The 2,001-nt window shown below is 69.7% G+C and carries 2 protein-coding genes; both read right to left on the reverse strand.

Annotated elements, in window-relative coordinates; translation table 11 throughout:
- Nucleotides 1-80: 80 nt before the first annotated feature.
- Nucleotides 81-1,091, reverse strand: coding sequence for a 2,3-diaminopropionate biosynthesis protein SbnB (gene sbnB, locus ABTY56_RS38580; protein WP_350634364.1), 1,011 nt, complete (start codon nucleotides 1,089-1,091; stop codon nucleotides 81-83).
- A gap of 108 nt (nucleotides 1,092-1,199) precedes the next feature.
- Nucleotides 1,200-2,001 (reverse strand): pyridoxal-phosphate dependent enzyme (locus tag ABTY56_RS38585; protein WP_350634365.1); only part of this gene is annotated, 802 nt, incomplete at its 5' end.

A 2,001-nucleotide genomic window follows, 5' to 3' on the forward strand; every position in this document is an offset into this window, starting at 1 on the left:
GAAGAGCTCCCCCAGCAGGTCCCCCGCGAGGTTCGGGGCCGCGGGTGCCTCGGCCATCGGTCCGAACATGATGCCGGCCCTCAGAACAGGGGCAGGACGGTGCCGGCGCCCGCCGCCTCGGCACGGCGCAGGATGGCGCGGGCGCAGGCGATGTCGTCGATCGCCATGCCCATCGGGTTGAGCAGGATGATCTCGTCGCCGTTCTCCCGCCCCGGCTTGCGTCCGACCACGATCTCACCGAGTTCGGCGTGCAGCTTCTCGCGCGAGAACTCTCCGGCCTCGACGAGGAGGTTGATGATCTTCTTCTCGCGGTTGCACTGGTCCCAGTCGTCCACGACCACCTTGTCTACCTTGAGGAAGACGTCGCGCTCGACGTCCATGATCGAGACGTTGGCGAGCAGCGTTCCGGGACTGAGCCAGCGGAAGGGCAGGTAGGGCCTGTCGGTCACCGTGCAGGTGACGACGACGGGGCATTCGCCCACCGCCGCCTCGGCGCTCGTCGCGATGACGGTCTCCAGATGCGGGAAGCTGTCGCGCAGGCGCGCGGAGAGATCCTCGGCCGCCGCCTCGCGCAGGTCGAACAGCCGCAGCCGGGTCAGGCTCGGGAACTGCTCGGCCAGGGTCCGGGCCTGCCGTTCGGCGATCGGACCGCAGCCGATGAGCGCGGCTTGCGAGAAGTCCGATCGTGCGAGATGACGGACGGCGATCCCGGTGACGGCGGCGGTGCGCATGGCGCTGAGGAGGCCCGCCTCCATAATCGCGACCGGATAGTTGGTCTCGGGATCGTTGAGCACGATCAGGGCGCTGGCGCGTTCGAGGCCGCGCGCCGTGGGGTTGTCGTGCTTCGAGCCGATCCATTTGAGGCCGGCCGCAGGGCGCTCGCCGCCGATCCAGGCCGGCATGGCGATGATGCGGTCGGCAATGTGGGGTGCGCGCGGACTGCGCAGGTACGGCTTCAGGGGCTGGATGAAGTCCCCCGCGGCGTGCAATCGGAAGCCCTCCTCGATCGCCGCCATGTAGAGGTCGGAATGGTCGCCTCCGATCGAAGCGATGTCGGAGCGCGACAGATAGCGCAGGCTGGTCGAGGCCATGGCGTTGATCCCTGGATGGTCGTTCGGCACAGTGCCGCGGGCGCGCTCCGGCACGGTCGTCCGTGCGGAGGGCGCTAGCCGAGCGCGGCAACCCGGCGTCAGGCGGTGTCAGGCCGCTTCGGGCCGGGAGCGGAGGCGTCGGTAGGAGGCGCCGAAGGGCTTGGTCACGCGCCGCTCCGAGGCCGGCCAGGCCGGATCGTAGACCGTGTCGAGGTAGCGCTCGCCGCGATCGGGAAGCAGCGTGACGATGCGCGCGCCGCGGTCGAGCTGCGGGATCAGCTTGGTGATCGCCGCGACGACGGTGCCGGAGGAGCCGCCGGCGAGAATGCCCTGGGTCTCCACCAACCGGCGGCAGCCGAGCGCGGATTCCCAGTCCGTCGCGTAGACGACCGCATCGACTTCGGAGAGACAGAGCTGCTCCGGCACGCGGCTCGCACCGATGCCCGGAATATCCCGCCGCCCGCCCGGCGCACCGAAGATCACGGACCCGTCGAGATCGACGGCAACGACCGTGATCCGGGGCCAGCGCTCCCGCAGGCGGCGCGCGAGCCCCATGAGGGTGCCGCAAGTCGAGACGGCGGCCACGACGTGGGTCGGTTCGACGGGCATGTCGCGCACGATCTCGGCGCCGATGCCGTTGTAATGCGCGCGCCAATTGTCGGGGTTGGCATACTGGTTGAGCCAGACGGCACCGGGGATGGTGCGGGACAACTCCGCCACCCGTCGCACCCGGGTGTGCAGGTAGCCGCCTTCCTCGTCCTTGTCCCGCACCAGATCGATGGTGGCGCCGAAGGCTTCGATGAGGCGGCGGTTGGTGCGGGAGAGCTCGAAGAGGTCGTCGACCATCCCGGTGAGCCGCTCCACCTCGGTACGGATCCGCTTGAGGTAGTGCTCCGGCTCGTCGACCACC

It is taken from the genome of Kitasatospora sp. NPDC097691, assembly GCF_040302665.1.
In the GTDB taxonomy this organism is placed as follows: domain Bacteria; phylum Actinomycetota; class Actinomycetes; order Streptomycetales; family Streptomycetaceae; genus Kitasatospora.

What these genes read in the sequence shown, in the direction of transcription:
- sbnB (WP_350634364.1), bottom strand. Translation starts at nt 1,091, where the DNA reads ATGGCCTCGACCAGCCTGCGCTATCTGTCGCGCTCCGACATCGCTTCG.